The 14,365-nt window shown below is 39.7% G+C and carries 15 protein-coding genes and 1 tRNA gene; 3 read left to right on the top strand and 13 right to left on the bottom strand.

Features of this window, described 5'->3' with window-relative positions; all coding sequences use genetic code 11:
- Window positions 1–9: 9 nt before the first annotated feature.
- From hisIE to THETH_RS05165, 10 genes are all read right to left on the bottom strand, one after another.
- On the bottom strand, window positions 10–624 hold the full coding sequence (gene hisIE / locus THETH_RS05210) for a bifunctional phosphoribosyl-AMP cyclohydrolase/phosphoribosyl-ATP diphosphatase HisIE (RefSeq protein ID WP_013932330.1): 615 nt from the start codon (window positions 622–624) through the stop codon (window positions 10–12).
- Complete coding sequence (hisF, locus tag THETH_RS05205; RefSeq protein ID WP_013932329.1) at window positions 617–1,384, bottom strand: imidazole glycerol phosphate synthase subunit HisF; 768 nt, start codon at window positions 1,382–1,384, stop codon at window positions 617–619. Before hisF ends, hisIE begins: the two co-directional genes overlap by 8 nt.
- Complete coding sequence (gene hisA, locus THETH_RS05200; RefSeq protein WP_013932328.1) at window positions 1,369–2,079, bottom strand: 1-(5-phosphoribosyl)-5-[(5-phosphoribosylamino)methylideneamino]imidazole-4-carboxamide isomerase; 711 nt, start codon at window positions 2,077–2,079, stop codon at window positions 1,369–1,371. Before hisA ends, hisF begins: the two co-directional genes overlap by 16 nt.
- On the bottom strand, window positions 2,070–2,690 hold the full coding sequence (gene hisH / locus THETH_RS05195) for an imidazole glycerol phosphate synthase subunit HisH (RefSeq protein WP_013932327.1): 621 nt from the start codon (window positions 2,688–2,690) through the stop codon (window positions 2,070–2,072). Before hisH ends, hisA begins: the two co-directional genes overlap by 10 nt.
- Window positions 2,690–3,268, bottom strand: coding sequence for an imidazoleglycerol-phosphate dehydratase HisB (gene hisB / locus THETH_RS05190; protein WP_013932326.1), 579 nt, complete (start codon window positions 3,266–3,268; stop codon window positions 2,690–2,692). The genes hisH and hisB overlap by 1 nt, the downstream gene beginning before the upstream one ends.
- On the bottom strand, window positions 3,255–4,316 hold the full coding sequence (locus THETH_RS05185) for a pyridoxal phosphate-dependent aminotransferase (RefSeq protein ID WP_013932325.1): 1,062 nt from the start codon (window positions 4,314–4,316) through the stop codon (window positions 3,255–3,257). The genes hisB and THETH_RS05185 overlap by 14 nt, the downstream gene beginning before the upstream one ends.
- Window positions 4,297–5,598, bottom strand: a complete 1,302-nt coding sequence (gene hisD / locus THETH_RS05180) for a histidinol dehydrogenase (protein ID WP_013932324.1) — start codon at window positions 5,596–5,598, stop codon at window positions 4,297–4,299. The genes THETH_RS05185 and hisD overlap by 20 nt, the downstream gene beginning before the upstream one ends.
- Entirely contained in the window at window positions 5,576–6,226 is a 651-nt protein-coding gene (hisG, locus tag THETH_RS05175) for an ATP phosphoribosyltransferase (protein ID WP_013932323.1), read from the bottom strand. The genes hisD and hisG overlap by 23 nt, the downstream gene beginning before the upstream one ends.
- Window positions 6,227–6,230: 4 nt before the next feature.
- On the bottom strand, window positions 6,231–7,382 hold the full coding sequence (locus tag THETH_RS05170) for an ATP phosphoribosyltransferase regulatory subunit (RefSeq protein ID WP_013932322.1): 1,152 nt from the start codon (window positions 7,380–7,382) through the stop codon (window positions 6,231–6,233).
- 109 nt (window positions 7,383–7,491) lie between these two features.
- Window positions 7,492–7,567, bottom strand: a tRNA-Asn gene (locus tag THETH_RS05165).
- Window positions 7,568–7,713: 146 nt separating this feature from the next.
- On the opposite strand from THETH_RS05165, the gene THETH_RS05160 reads away from it, so the two are divergent.
- Window positions 7,714–8,892, top strand: coding sequence for an MFS transporter (locus tag THETH_RS05160; protein WP_157723307.1), 1,179 nt, complete (start codon window positions 7,714–7,716; stop codon window positions 8,890–8,892).
- On the opposite strand, the gene THETH_RS05155 is transcribed toward THETH_RS05160, so the two are convergent.
- From THETH_RS05155 to THETH_RS05145, 3 genes are read right to left on the bottom strand one after another with little or no spacing between them, the layout of a single operon-like run.
- Window positions 8,889–9,656, bottom strand: a complete 768-nt coding sequence (locus THETH_RS05155) for a TatD family hydrolase (RefSeq protein ID WP_013932320.1) — start codon at window positions 9,654–9,656, stop codon at window positions 8,889–8,891. The two genes, THETH_RS05160 and THETH_RS05155, sit on opposite strands and share 4 nt — an antisense overlap.
- Window positions 9,653–11,443, bottom strand: coding sequence for an aldehyde ferredoxin oxidoreductase N-terminal domain-containing protein (locus THETH_RS05150; protein ID WP_013932319.1), 1,791 nt, complete (start codon window positions 11,441–11,443; stop codon window positions 9,653–9,655). The genes THETH_RS05155 and THETH_RS05150 overlap by 4 nt, the downstream gene beginning before the upstream one ends.
- On the bottom strand, window positions 11,436–11,855 hold the full coding sequence (locus tag THETH_RS05145; RefSeq protein WP_013932318.1) for a 4Fe-4S dicluster domain-containing protein: 420 nt from the start codon (window positions 11,853–11,855) through the stop codon (window positions 11,436–11,438). Before THETH_RS05145 ends, THETH_RS05150 begins: the two co-directional genes overlap by 8 nt.
- 265 nt (window positions 11,856–12,120) lie before the next feature.
- On the opposite strand from THETH_RS05145, the gene THETH_RS10910 reads away from it, so the two are divergent.
- Entirely contained in the window at window positions 12,121–13,101 is a 981-nt protein-coding gene (locus tag THETH_RS10910; RefSeq protein WP_245530569.1) for a PDC sensor domain-containing protein, read from the top strand.
- Window positions 13,052–14,344 carry a methyl-accepting chemotaxis protein gene (locus THETH_RS10905; RefSeq protein ID WP_245530567.1) on the top strand — a complete coding sequence of 431 codons (1,293 nt, stop codon included), beginning with the start codon at window positions 13,052–13,054 and terminating at the stop codon, window positions 14,342–14,344. Before THETH_RS10910 ends, THETH_RS10905 begins: the two co-directional genes overlap by 50 nt.
- Window positions 14,345–14,365: the final 21 nt, after the last annotated feature.

The raw sequence follows: 14,365 nt of genomic DNA, 5'->3' as shown, positions 1-14,365 counted from the left end.
AAGGGAAAACTACTCTTTCATGCGGGATTTGAGATGTTCAAAAATATCATCCCAGGTGATCTGAAGATAACTCAAAAGCACAGAAAGGTGATAAACAAGATCTGACACTTCCCACACGACTTGATCTTTTTCCTCGTTTTTGGCTGCAATTATCACTTCGGAAGATTCTTCACCAATCTTTTTTAAAATTTTATCAAGTCCGCTTTTAAGCAAATAAACTGTGTAGGAACCTTCTTTAGGGTTGTTTTTTCTGTCCTCTATGATTTCCATGAGCCTTTTCAAAACATCATCTTTTGATTCTTCACCGTACAAAGTTGTAAAAAAACAGCTTTTATTTCCAGTGTGGCATGCGTTACCAATTTGCTCAACTTGGGCAAGCAAAGCGTCTTTATCGCAATCAACCTTTAAGCATTTGAGAATCTGATAATTTCCAGACGTTTCTCCCTTCTTCCAAATCTGATTTCTGCTTCTGCTAAAGTAATACATATAACCTGTTTGAAGGGTCAAATTCAGACTTTCACTGTTCATGTAAGCAACCATCAAAACTTGCTTGCTGTGAAAATCTTGAACAACGACCGGGACAAGTCCCTTTTCGTCGAACTTTATACTCGAAAGATCAATCATCTAACCTCACCTCAATTCCATTGGTTTTTAAGTATTTTTTCAACTCGAAAATTGAGATCTGGCCAAAATGAAAAACCGAGGCAGCAAGCGCGGCATCTGCGCCTACTTGAAAAACATTCAAAAAATCCTCGTGCTTACTGGCTCCTCCTGAAGCTATTACAGGAATGTTGACAGCTTTTGCTACTACTGCGACGAGTTCAAGATCATATCCAAGTTTGGTACCATCTCTGTCCACGGAAGTCAACAAAATTTCACCGGCCCCAAGGTTTTCGACGGTTTTTGCCCATTCTACGGCATCCAACTTGGTGTCAACTCTCCCACCTTTTATGTAAACGTGAAATCCATCTGGATGCTTTTTGGCATCTATAGCCACAACGATACACTGTGAGCCGAAGATTTTAGCAGCTTCTTCAACGAATTTTGGGTTTTCGACAGCAGCTGTGTTTATCGAGACTTTGTCCGCGCCAGCCATAAGGATTTCTCGAATATCTTTCAAGCTTCTTATCCCACCTCCAACGGTAAAAGGTATGAATATTTCCTCCGCCACTCTTTTAACAACGTCCACAATGATTTTTCTTTCTTCGTACGAAGCCGTGATATCCAAGAAAACAAGTTCGTCGGCGCCAAATTCATCGTACCTTCTAGCGCATTCCACCGGATCACCGGCATCAACAAGGTTCACGAATCTAACACCTTTCACAACCTTACCCTTATTCACATCGAGACATGGGATAATCCTTTTTGCTAACGTTTTGACCACCTCTTTAAGTCTATTTTTGAAAGGTATATGGCTTTTCCAACCACAACACCATCCACGCCAACTTCTTGAAGTTTTTGAATGTTTCGATCCGAATTTATTCCCCCAGAAGAAATCAAAAATCCTCCAAAAAGTTTTCTCATTTTCAAAGCCAAATTTACATCGTGACCTGAGAGTGTTCCATCAGAAGATATGTCTGTATACAACAATCTTTTAAAACCAAGTGTTTTAACCTTTTCAACGGCTTCTTCAACCGTCAAAAAAGATTGTTCTTGCCAACCTGAAAGTCTCACTTGGTTGTCCATGAAATCGATGCAAGCGACGAACAAATCCGCTCCAAAATCACCGATCACTTTTTCAACGAACTTTTGGTTGCGAAAAATCGCAGTTCCAAGAATCACAAAATCTACCCCAATGTCCAAAAGTTTTTTGACGACTTCCTCGCTTCTGACACCTCCGCCGTACTGTATTTTTATGAAAGTTTCTTTTCTGATTTTTTTGATGATCTCAAAGTTCACCAGCTTTCCAGTTTTTGCGGCATCAAGATCAACCACGTGTACTATTTCAAAGCCAAGCTCTTGAAACATCAAAACTTGTTTTGCAGGATCGTCTTGAAAAACCTCCACCTTGGAGAAATCGCCTTTTTCCAACCTCACACACTTGCCATCCATTATGTCTATCGCAGGGATTACAACCATCTTTTTTTCACCACTTTCAAGAAATTTTCCAAAATCTTAAGTCCCACCTTACCGCTTTTTTCCGGATGAAATTGGGTTGCAAAGATATTTTCGGTTTCAACGGCTGCGTCGAAATTGATGCCGTAGTTGCAAACAGCAGCAACAACGGATCTATCAAAATTCACAACGTAGTAGGAATGTACAAAATAAACGTACTTATCAGAAAATTCGCTCAAAATGGAAGAACTTTTAACCACCGTTATCTTGTTCCATCCCATGTGCGGAACTTTCAAACCAGATTTGGTTGGGAACCTACAAACCTTTCCTTTTAAAATTCCCAAGCCCTTTTCAACACCTTCTTCGCTGCTTTCGTACAAAAGTTGATACCCAAGGCAAATACCAAAAACAAAGCCATTCTTTACTTTTTCCATCAACACGTCCATCAGGTTCTGCCTTTGTAAGTTAACGATTGCGGCATCAAAGGATCCAACTCCTGGAAGTACAACGACATCGTGAAATTTTAAAACATTTCTTTCGCTTGTAACAACAACTTCCGCTCCAACTTTTTCAAGAGCTTTCGTAACACTTCTTAAATTACCAACGCCGTAATCGACGATGCAAATTTTGCCCATCAAAGCACTCCTTTTGTGGAAGATGGTTTTTCACCGACAATTGACAGAGCATCTTTCAAAACCTTACCAGTGGCTTTAAAAACAGCTTCACAAATGTGGTGATCGTTCATACCTGCAAACATTTTGACGTGTAACGTCATTTTGGCGTTTTCAACGAAAGCTCTGAAAAACTCCAGAATGTTTTGAACGTTCATCGTTCCAAGAAATTGTCCGCTGAATTTTACGTCAAAGTTCAAATAAGTTCTGGTCGTCAAGTCTATTGCGACCAAAACAAGCGCTTCATCCATCGGAAGAACGATGTGAGAGTATCTTTTTATGCCAAGCCTATCTCCCATTGCTTCAAAAAAAGCTTTTCCCAAGGTTATTCCCACATCTTCAACCAAATGGTGTTCATCAACATTCGTATCCCCAGATGCCTTGATGGTTAAATCAAAATTGCCGTGGAAACAAAATAGGTCCAACATATGATCCAAAAAACCTATTGTTGTAGAAATGTTACTTTGACCAAATCCATCTATGTTGAGCTTCACATAAATATCCGTTTCCTTTGTTTTCCTACTCAGCTCAGCTTGTCGCATTTCTGTCACCGCCTTTACTGGCTAGAAGAAGATCTAATATCGTTCGGTTATCCTCTGGTTTACCCAAAGTTATTCTGAGAAGTTTGAAGTCATCAAAGCTGAAAAGTTTCACCAAAATTTCGTTGGCTTTCAACTTTTCATAAAGGTATTGACAGTTTGAATCGATTATTGAAACAAAATTCGCCTTTGAGGGTGGTACAAAATAATATGGCTTAAGTTTTTGTATCATACTCTCCCTTTCTTTTGTGATCAAACTGATGTTTTCTCTGAGCAAATCAAAATTTTCCAGCACCTTGATGCAAATTTCCTGAGCAAAAATGTTCACGTTGTATGGAGGCTTGATCTTGCTTAAAAACTCTATGTTAACTTTTGAAGAGATGGCATAACCGCACCTTAAACCTGCAAAACCAAGTTTTGAAAAAGTTTTGAGCAAGACGACGTTTGGATACTTCAGCAAGGGAAAATAATCAACGTCGCAGTACTCACCATACGCGTTATCAATCACCACAAGAACGTCTTGAAGGTTTTTTATTAAGCATTCCAATTTCTCAACAGAATAAGCTATGCCAAGCGGGTTGTTGGGAGTGTCTATGAATATAACTTTTAAATTGCTCATTGCTTTTGCCACAAAGATGAGTTTTTCAACATCCAAATCCCATTTATCTGTTATCGGAAATGGCACGTGGTTTACACCAAACGTATTTGCCGAAATTCTGTACATCGCAAAGGAAGGATAAGTGCTTAAAATATTATCACCAGGATAGCATGTCGCTTGAATTATCAACCTTATGAGCTCGTCTGAACCATTCGAAACGATGAAGTTTTCCTTTTCCAGTTTGTAAAAATCCGCCAGGCTTTTTCTCAAATTCTCAGAATCAATCTGAGGATAATAACGCATCTTTTCAAAAACTTCTTCAACAGTTTTTCTTAAAATTTGCCTCAAATTGCTTGGATAATCAAGCAGGTTTTCGTTGGCATCAGCTTTTATTTTCGCTTGAAAAAGATGAGTTGAATAGTTGACAATTTTTTCAAGCTCCTTCTTGAACATCTTTTTCCCTCACTTCCAAAGATCTTGCGTGAAATTTCAAACCCTCGATATAAGCTATTTTGACAGCGTGTCTGTGGTTTTTTAGAAAATCACTTTTTGAATATTTTATCAAACTTGTTCTTTTGACAAAATCGTAAACACCAAGTGGCGAGAAGAATCTAGCCGTTCCTTGAGTCGGAAGAACGTGGTTCGGTCCAGCTAAATAATCACCGATCGCTTCGGGGGAAAATTCTCCAACAAAAATAGCCCCAGCTGATTTTATCTTTACCAGCAAATCCTCCCAGCCTTTGCAAAGCAATTCAAGGTGCTCTGGAGCTATTTTTTCAACCACATCAACTACTTGTTCCAGCTTTTCGACCAAGATTATCAATCCTTGATTTTCAATCGATTCGCGAGCTATCTCGTTGGGTTCGGCCATCAGAATATCTTCAACTTGTCTTGAAACTTCTGTCGCCAGATCTTTTGAGGTTGTTATCAAAAAAGTTCTTGCCAATGGATCGTGCTCTGCCTGTGCCAAAAGATCATAAGCTATGAAGGTTGGATTAGCGCTTTCATCTGCAACTATTGCAACTTCACTTGGACCTGCGATTGAATCGATATCGACAATTCCAAAAACGATCTTTTTTGCAAGAGCAACGTACAAATTACCAGGCCCAACGATTTTATCAACCTTCGGCAAGATATCTGTCCCAAAAGCAAGGGCTGCAATAGCCTGTGCACCACCTATTTTGAAAATCTTGTCAATTCCACAAATTTTTGCGGTCGCAAGTACATACGTGTTTAACTTTTTTTGCTTGTTAGGAGGGCTAACCAAAACGATTTCTTCAACATTGGCGACTTTTGCCGGAATTGAACACATTAAAACTGTAGAAGGATAACTTGCCTTACCACCAGGCACATAAATTCCCACACGTTTTAATGGAAAAATAAGCTGACCCAAAACTGATCCATTTTGAGTTGTGTAAAACCAACTTTTTTCTAGCTGGTTTTTGTGATAACACTCTATATTCTCATAAGCCTTTTTAACAGCCAACAAAAATTCGGGATCGTTTTTCTCGCACCATTCATAGGCTAATTCAATCTCTTCGTTTTTGACAACGAAATCTTCGTATTGAAAATCTGGACAATCAAAATGCCTTGTGTACCTTAACAATGCCTCATCTTTGTTGATGTAAACATCCTCAACAATCTTTCTAACAATTTTTTCCTGCTCCAAAAACAAATTCAACGTCAAGCTTTGAGTTTTGAAGTGGAAAAAATCATGTGCCGTTGTTATTTTCACTTTTAACCACCCTTTCGATGGTTTCGATGAGACTTTCTACCTCAGGCTTGAGTTTCAAACTGGCACGGTTGACGATTAAGCGGGCTGTAATATCGTAAAGCTTTTCGTAAACCTCCAAACCGTTTTCTTTCAAAGTTCTTCCAGTTTCAACCACATCGACTATCATGTCGCTTAAACCAAGTACAGGTGCAAGCTCCACAGAACCGTTCAGCTTGACTATGCTCACACTCTCACTCAAAATTTCTTCAAAGTACATCCTTGTGATATTCGGATACTTCGTGGCAATCGATTTGTTTGGTTTGGCTTTCAACTTTTCTGCCTCTCCAGCAGGACCAGCTAAGGCGATGAAGCATTTTCCAATTTTAAGATCTAAAATTTCATAAACCTTTCCACCAACTTCCATAAGCACATCTTTGCCGACTATTCCAACGTCTGCAACTCCATGTTCTACATAAGTTGGAACATCAAACGGTTTTACCAAGAGCAATTTGAAACCTTCAAACTCTAAAACCAACTTTCTAGATTCCTCATCAATTTTTTCTAAGTCAACTTCTATTAAACCTGCTTTTTCAAGTAGTTGAGCAACTTTAAGTGCCAGCCGTCCTTTGGGCATAGCTATGTTGATCATTTCTCTAACCTCCGTTTTTTAAATCGACAACCACCGGGCTGTTGGAAGAAAAATACGTTATCCTTTCAAATCCAAATTGCTTTGCCAAAATCAAGGCTGTTTTGTAATTAGTCGGATGTGTGTAGAAATAATACTTGTCTTTATTCTGCAGAGCGTATCTTACAGCTGAAGTGAAACTATCCTGATCGAAAAATATCGCATGTTTTGGAAAATCTTTCGAATTTTTCAAAAGGGAACTTAAAACATCGACCTTCAAAGCAAAACCTATTGCATACAGCTTTTTCCCCATCTTTTCACACAAATTATCGTATCTTCCACCGTTTAAAATAGGATAACCTACGTTTGCAAGATATCCGGAGAAAATGACTCCTGTATAATAATCAAGGTGTTTCACCATACCAAAGTCCACAGAGATGAATTTCTCATAACCAAGCTTGCAAATATTCGTGTAAATTTCCCTTATCCTTTCGGCCGCCCTTTTTGATTTTTCGTTCTTCGCGAATTGATAAGCTAATTCTATTTTTTCCCACTTTCCATAAAGTCGTGTTAGTCTTCCAAAAACGTCAACAAGTTTACTTGAAAGTCCTTTTTTGATCAAAAAGTTCTCTATGCCTATGTAATCTTTGTTATCGACGAGTTTACACAAAGCTTCCGACGATCCGTCGTCCAGTCCTATTGCTTCCACTATTCCTTTAAAATAATTGACCTCCCCAATGTCAACGGTAAAGTTTTCAAACCCAAGTCTCAAAAGACTTTCTATTGCTAAAACTATGACCTCAACGTCAGCGTAAACATCGTCCACAACATCGAAATGCTCCAATCCTGCTTGATAGAATTCCCTCAGTTCCCCGGCTTCCTTTGCAAAAAGTTGGTATGCTCTTCCAAAATAGCAGAACTTGATGGGATACTTTCCGTTGTACTTAACAGCCATTTCAGCAGCTTTTGGTGTGAACTCCTTTCTAAGAATCATCACACTACCATCTGCATCTACAAACTTAATAGTGTTTTCGTAAAGTCCGCTTGGCTCATATTCTGCAAAAGTCGACGGCATGATTTCGACATAACCGAAGGATTTAAAAAGCTCCAAGGCTTTTCTTCCAACTTGCTGAATATTTGCAACTTGTTCGGGAAAATAATCGATGAATTTTCTAGTCACAAGATTTCCCCCTAATAGAGTTCTTTTTTGCAGATTATAGCAAACTTGTGCAAACGTGCAAGATGTTGAATAGTAACAAAAAAGGGCTGGCGAATTTGCCAGCCCTTCATGGCTCCGGCGGAGGGACTCGAACCCCCAACCTAGTGGTTAACAGCCACCCGCTCTGCCGGTTGAGCTACGCCGGAACTTTTCTTGGTTCAGCTTCAATTTTACTACAACACCTTTGTACCAATCAAGTTTCTAAAAGATGAACATTGCTTGACAATAATTTTGCCCTGCATTTCCTTGCCAAAATTTGTTCGCCATAGTAACATACACATTGGTGATCCCTGTGACGTGGGAAAAACTGCCAAAAGATGTCAAAAAATTTCTCATCTTATTCAGCATAAATGGTTTTTCGTTTTCCGCTTTGATCGCAGCTCCAACGCTTGGGAATTTGATGAACATATCCTTGGAAAGCGTTGGATGGTTGTTCAGTTTGAGTTCGTTTTTACAAGCGTTGCTTTCTTACTTTGTTGGAAGAAAGTTTGAAAAGCTTCCACCAACGTACGGTTTGGCAATTTCAAGGGCTATTTTCGGTATCGGTTCTTTATTATACGGTTTGTGCACCAACGTTTGGACCTTTGCCGCCGCACAGTTGTTTTTGAGTTTCACGGACATCTTTTACCCCTGTCTTGTCATGTACGAAAGGGCTTTGTTTCCACCGAAACAACGAGAAATTATATATTCACTCGAGTTTTTCATGACCGAATCAACAAAGGCTATAGCATACGCTTTGTTCGTTTTTGTGTTCGCCCCACTGATGCAAGGTCAAAGTTTTCTAAGATCGATATTCTTCATGATCTTCTTTGCAAACGTTTTCTATTCAGCTGCGTATTTGTTCATTCTTCCAAAAGTTGAAAGCGGTTCGACGGTGCACTCTGAACATGTCATAGCTTCAACTGGGCTTAAGATCTTCTTTTCCATAATGTTGCATCAATATTTGTGCTACACAGCTTTCAATTTTTCAAGTTTTCTCATCATTTCGTATTACTTGATCGATCTTTTCAAAATGCCCGCCTGGTCTCCTTTTCTCTTTGAAATGGTTTTTTCTGCAACGGTTGCTACCTCTATCTTTTGGAAGGGTAAGGTAAAAAGTCACCCATCGTTCAACCTTATTTTTGGGGCATCCGCGATAGCCGCCAATTTCCTGATCTGGATTATACAGAATCCTATTCTCTTTTTCACTTCACACGTGCTCATGGGAATTGGTTTTATTTTCTGGTTCCCTGCAAAGGAAACCATCAAACAACAAGTTGCGCCAAGACAACTTGGTAGGTGGGAAGGGTTTTTCCAAGGTCTCAACATACTGACAAGAATATTCACACCGATCGCCTCGGCTACGGTTGCTTCAAGGTTGGGATATGGATTTGTTTTTGCAATATCGGCGATTTTGTTTTTCTCCGCAATTGTTGTTTCAATGCCTTCGGTTCTTTGGATGAAGAAAAACTTTGGTATCGAACGAGTTTAACTTAGAAAAAGTTCTTTGGCATTTGCAAGAGTTATTTGCGCCACTTGTTCAACGTCCTCATCCAATATTTTTGCTATCTCCTCAAGTACAAGTCGAATATAAGAAGGTTCGTTTCTTTTGCCCCTAAGTTGTTGAGGAGGAAGGTACGGACAATCCGTTTCGGTTAAAATGTTCTCAATCCCAACGGCTCGAACAACGGACTTTAAACTCAAGTTTTTTGGATAAGTCACAGGACCTCCTATTCCGATGAATAAACCAAGCTGAACAAACTTTAAAGCCCAATCGCTGTCAGCTGAAAAGGCATGAACTACGCCACCTTTTGTAGGCAGACCAATTTCGGAAAGAATTTTATAGGCATCCTCGTAAGCATCTCGAATATGTATAATCACAGGCAAATCCAATTCTTTTGCAAGAAGAAGCTGTTCTTTGAAAACCTTTGTTTGGTCTTCCTTGGAAGAAAAGTTTCGATAATAATCAAGACCGGTTTCTCCTATTGCAACAACTTTTTTCTCCTTGGTAAGCTCTTCGAGCTTTTCAAGATAATCAGGTTTAACTTTACCAGCCTCGTGTGGATGCACACCAACAGAACAATAGATGCGTTCATATTTTTTTGCAAGCTCAACGGCTTTCTTAGAATCTTCAACATCAATCCCAACGTTTATGACAAATTCAACGCCCTTGGATGGAAAAAGCTTTATCAGTTGATCTCTGTCCTCTTCAAAATGAGGAAAGTGTAAATGTGCGTGCGTATCTGCAAATTTCATATTCTCACATCCTCATTTTTTGAAAAATTTGTGAGAAATTCTTTCGCTTTTTCCATATCCTCTTCGACAAGCTTTTTGTAAAGTTCCACTCGCTTTATGAAATCTTCTTCTTTAATCATACCCCTGGAGGTATAAACCTTTGTCAATTTCTTTGGAAGTTGTAGTTTATCGAAGCTGAAGCCAAGTTTATGTTTAACCAAAAACTTCATTCCATGAATGATTTTTCCAAGCTCAAGGAGTTTTTCTTCGTCAAAATCGTATCCAAGGTATTTTAAACATTCTACAACGATTTCCTTCGTGTAAGTTCCTCTTGCAAACAAACAAGTCACCAAGCTGTTGGTAACCACTCGCCACGTTGCCTCGTCGTGCATTGCTTTGACTTCTTTCTCGATATCAGCTTGTCTCCCAAGGTACTTTTGATCGATACTGTAACCGGCACAATCCAAGTGCGAATGTCTGACCCCAACGGCATAGCCAACAAAGGCGTCTGGACCTGTCATGTACCCTGGCGCTTCGTTTTTGTTGAAATGCATTGCAAACTCCTTTCCGCCGTATTTTTCAGCACAATAATAAACTCCTTTTTCAAGGTCTCTGTAAAACTCGTTCTTCCCTTCCGCTATGAAACTCAAAGTCTTCATGTAAGCTTCAAAGTCACCAAAACTCAAAGGTGTTTCTGTTTCTTTAAGGGTAATAACTCCTTGCTGGAAAGCCTCTGTAGCCCAAGCTAGCACTACACCTATGCTGATTGCGTCCCAGCCTTGTTTTTCGACAAATTGTATCAATTTCAACACTTGTCCTGCGTCGGCAATCCCAAGGTTTGAACCAAGCGAGTATATCAATTCGTGATCGTAACTGACTTTTGCATGTTTGAACATATGTGGGTCGCTGAAAAGTTCTCTGTGAACAGCGACGTGTATACAACCGACTGGACAATGTGCGCAAGAAATTTGTTGGGCCAGATAATTGTCTGCAAAGTATTCTCCGCTTATTCTGTAAGCACTTTCAAAAATTCCTTGGCTGAAATTTCTCGTTGGAAGACCGTAGATTTTGGAAAGCGGTAAAACGTTTGCAGCAGTTCCAAGGTCACGGTACTTGTAAGTTGTTTCGGAAGAAACAAGTTCTTTGAAAATTTTTTCGTACAAAACTTGGTACTGTCTTTTATTTTCAATCTTTGGATATCTATTTCCAGAGATAACTATCGTCTTCAAATTCTTTGAGCCCATGACGGCCCCAAGTCCGAGACGTCCAAAATGCCTTGAAGAATCCACTACAACACAAGCTATCGGTGATAATCTTTCTCCAGCTGGACCTATTCGCAAGATACTCTTTTTACCTTTTCTTGCATCTTCCCTTTCTCTTAAAATTCTTTCTGTCGCAAGGGTGCTCATCCCCCACAATGCTTTTGCAGAAACAACTCTTACTTCTTCATTGTCAATCGACAAATAAACTGGTTCAGGAGCCTGACCTTTGATCTTGATAACATGAAAACCTGCTGCCAGCATTTCCATCCAAAATCTTCCGCCTGCATGAGATTCACCCAAATCGCCAGTAAGGGGAGATTTGAAAATTGCAACTGCTTTTGAAGCTGTTGGAAAATAACCGTTGAAAGGCCCTATTGCAAAATAAATGGGAGCGTCCGGTGAAAAAGGATTCAACTGATTTGTAAGCTCTTGGCTGGCAAGATACGTTAAAACACCCGTTCCTCCGATGAAAGTTTTGAAAAGTTCTGTTAAATCACTTACTTTTGTCAAGCCAGTTGATAAATCTATTTCAAGCATTCTATACATTTATCTTCACCTCTCTCATCTCAAGAACATTTGTTGGGCAGAATAAGACACATACTCCGCAATGATGACAAACCAAAGGCATCTTGGTTTCTTCGTCCCATTGAAGCGATCCTATGCTGCAAGCTTTAACACATTTGCCGCAGTGAATGCATCTTTCTTTTTCAAGTTCAACCCCAAAACCTCTTTTTGAAAGTCTTAAAGCCCCTGTGGAACAAGCTTGAGCACACTCTGGTTTCAGACAGCCAATGCAAACTCTGACGGAAAAAGCTCCTTCAACGCCCGGATAGTTTCTCACCCGCATTGCAGATTTTTCTATACCAATGGCGTTATGCCAAGTTCTGCTGCATGCAAACATGCATGAATAACAACCAATGCACCTTTCTCTATCTTTCACCGCAAGCCTTTTTGCCAAAGCAATCCCTCCAATTGAAAAGTTATCAAAACTATTATAATAGACGACCATAGATTTTGTTTTTCTTTTTTTAAATTTAGTTAACTTTCAAAAAAACCAAAATAACTTTCAAATTTAAGGGTTTGTTGTCATTAAAATTACGATAGATTGATCTTTTAAATTAATTCAATCTTAACAAAATGGAAATTTTTTTTTTTTTTTGATAGATTATGATCAAGAAAAAGCTAGCGACAAAAACAAGCATCTCAAAAAAGAGGAGGTTTTTATGAGTATCCGCGGTAAAATGCTTGCATTTCTTCTTGCTCCTATTGCCGCCTTACTTTGTGTAGCTGCTGTAATTGGTTATTTTGTTGCCAACTCAAACTTTGAAAAGATCGTGACAAACCTCAGCCAAGAAATTGGCGTAAAGGGTTCTGACATAGTCGATAGATGGTTTGAAGGGATTATCAAAGAAGTCAAGATCTTAGCTGAAACAGCGGAAGTAAGGAACGCATTATTAACAGGTGATTGGAAATCGTTGATGCAAGAGTATCTTCCACCAATGTTGAAAACAAGACCACACTTTGAAACCTTTTTCATCGCTTATCCAGATGGAACCGCTTCCACCACTGCTGGCGCGGTTATAAACATAGCTAACACTCAATATTTCTTGGATATCTTTAGAAATAATAAACAGTATGCTTTGAGCGATCCTGAACTTTCAAGGGTTTCACAAAATGTGTACGTCATAGTTGTGAGCGTTCCCGTTAGATCTTTTGATGGTCGACTTTTGGGTTTATTTGGTGCTACTCTTCCACTTGATACTATCAGGCAAATCGCTTCTGAAGTCAAATTCGGTCAAGCTGGCTACGGTTGGATCGTGGATCAAAGTGGGTTAGTTATCGCACATCCAAATAAAGACGTTGTGATGAACTTGAACGTTCTGCGGTCATCTGCGCAGGGTTATAAAGGTCTTGAAGAAGCAGGTAAAAAGATGCTTGCCGGACAAACTGGATATCAAAAGATAACGACAAAAGACGGCGTTGTCGAGTATACCTTCTACGCGCCGATCAAAGCAGCCGAAGGTTGGTCTTTTATTGTGAGCATCCCTGAAAGGGAAGTTTTAGGACTGGTTATACCTGTCATAACTTCAATCCTTATACTCTGGAATAATCGGAGCAGTTGCTGTCAGCGTAATACTTTTGTTCAGCAACAGCATGACGAAACCTCTTCGCAACCTTGCAATAGCTGCCGAGCAATTTGGTAAAGGCGACTTGACGGTTAAATTCAAAGCAAAGGGTAAAGATGAAATCGCACAGATGGCGCAAGCTTTACAACAAATGGCAGATACACTTAGGGAAACTTTCTCGCACATTAGTGAAGCAGCAGAGCAGGTGAATTCTGCCGCTCAAAATCTTGCAAGTGCAGCTGAAGAAGTTGGTGCTACCAGCGAAGAATTGTCAGCTCAAATGACAAACATAGACAAAAATGCTCAAAACATATCTGCTTCGGCTCAGGAGGTTAACTCTGGGGTTGAAGAAATATCGGCAAGCGCACAGAATTTGTCAAAAGCTGCTCAAGGTTTGACTGAAAAAATAGGTAGAGTACAAGTGGCAGCTGACAAAGGTGAACAAGCTGTAATGCAAATAGACAAACTGATAGAAATTGTTAGAGTAGGAAGTGACAAAATAGACAAATCCTTAGGTAGGCTCATGGAAGATGCCAAGAACATAAGTCAAATAGTTGACACGATAAACAGCATAGCTGAACAGACGAACTTGCTGGCGTTAAACGCGGCAATAGAGGCAGCAAGAGCAGGGGAAGCTGGACGCGGTTTCGCAGTTGTTGCGGATGAAATAAGAAAACTTGCTGAAGAAAGCAAGGGCGCGACACAAAAGATAGCGGCGATACTTGAAAGGATTTACGAATCGGCGCAGACGGCAACAAGAGATTCACAAGAGTCCATTAAGCAGGTTGCATCAACAGTTGAGCAATCGGCAGTAGTTAAGGCAGAGATAGCTAACATATTGAAAGAAATCAAAGAAATAACAGGAATGATAGAAAGTGTTGCGGCAAGCGCGGAGGAATTAAGTGCATCCACGGAAGAGATAAGCGCAGCAATGACAAATGCTACAAACGCAGTTACGGAAATAGCTCGACAAATTGAAGATATGAACACTGCTTTAAAACAACAAGCAGACGCAAGCCAGCAAGTGAGTGCTTCTACAGAAGAGCTTTCTGCAATAGCTCAATCATTGGTAGAACAAACCCGAAAATTCAAATTTTTAAAAGTTGTTGACCTTAAGTATGCTTGCCTGCAAGGCCCCTATAAGGTTTTCCCTTATAGGGGCTTTTTTAAATTATATAAGTTTAAGGAGGCAGAAGAAAGTGACAGTCGTACTCATAGTTATTACAAGCGCCTTAGCTTTAACTTTGGTGTTGTCGTGGATCAAACTATTCAAAACCAAAAAGGTCTTGGCCAAAAGAATCAGCGACATTACAGAACCTGAAAGTAAGCTTTCCGAAGAAAA

It is taken from the genome of Pseudothermotoga thermarum DSM 5069 (genome assembly GCF_000217815.1).
GTDB lineage: Bacteria > Thermotogota > Thermotogae > Thermotogales > DSM-5069 > Pseudothermotoga > Pseudothermotoga thermarum.
This window is presented reverse-complemented; position numbering and strand designations above follow the sequence as displayed.

Coding starts and splice junctions, on each gene's coding strand:
- hisIE (WP_013932330.1), bottom strand. CDS start 624: ATGATTGATCTTTCGAGTATAAAGTTCGACGAAAAGGGACTTGTCCCG.
- hisA (WP_013932328.1), bottom strand. CDS start 2,079: ATGGTTGTAATCCCTGCGATAGACATAATGGATGGCAAGTGTGTGAGG.
- hisH (WP_013932327.1), bottom strand. CDS start 2,690: ATGGGCAAAATTTGCATCGTCGATTACGGCGTTGGTAATTTAAGAAGT.
- hisB (WP_013932326.1), bottom strand. CDS start 3,268: ATGCGACAAGCTGAGCTGAGTAGGAAAACAAAGGAAACGGATATTTAT.
- THETH_RS05185 (WP_013932325.1), bottom strand. CDS start 4,316: ATGTTCAAGAAGGAGCTTGAAAAAATTGTCAACTATTCAACTCATCTT.
- hisG (WP_013932323.1), bottom strand. CDS start 6,226: ATGATCAACATAGCTATGCCCAAAGGACGGCTGGCACTTAAAGTTGCT.
- THETH_RS05155 (WP_013932320.1), bottom strand. CDS start 9,656: ATGAAATTTGCAGATACGCACGCACATTTACACTTTCCTCATTTTGAA.
- THETH_RS05150 (WP_013932319.1), bottom strand. CDS start 11,443: ATGTATAGAATGCTTGAAATAGATTTATCAACTGGCTTGACAAAAGTA.
- THETH_RS10910 (WP_245530569.1), top strand. CDS start 12,121: ATGAGTATCCGCGGTAAAATGCTTGCATTTCTTCTTGCTCCTATTGCC.
- THETH_RS10905 (WP_245530567.1), top strand. CDS start 13,052: ATGACGAAACCTCTTCGCAACCTTGCAATAGCTGCCGAGCAATTTGGT.